The 307-nt window shown below is 45.9% G+C and carries 1 pseudogene; it reads left to right on the forward strand.

Annotation, left to right across the window (positions count from 1 at the left end):
• Window positions 1-9: 9 nt before the first annotated feature.
• Window positions 10-307, forward strand: a pseudogene (locus FN960_RS23810) (amino acid permease); the annotation flags it as partial.

Below are 307 nucleotides of genomic sequence, written 5' to 3' on the forward strand. Positions count from 1 at the left end.
CAGGATCTGATGAATACTATTATTAATATGACCGCCGCAGCGTCCATGCTTCCGCCGTTATTCATCATGCTGGCTTACCTGAATTTACGCGCCAAATTAGATCACCTGCCACGCGATTTCCGTATGGGCTCCCGCCGCACCGGTATTATCGTTGTTTCAATGCTGATTGCGATATTTGCCGTAGGGTTTGTCGCTTCGACATTCCCGACTGGCGCGAATATTCTGACCATCATTTTTTATAACGTCGGCGGTATTGTTATCTTCCTTGGCTTTGCGTGGTGGAAATACAGTAAATATATAAAGGGAT

The organism is Alkalicoccobacillus porphyridii (assembly GCF_007293315.1).
GTDB classification, from domain to species: domain Bacteria; phylum Bacillota; class Bacilli; order Bacillales; family Bacillaceae_D; genus Alkalicoccobacillus; species Alkalicoccobacillus porphyridii.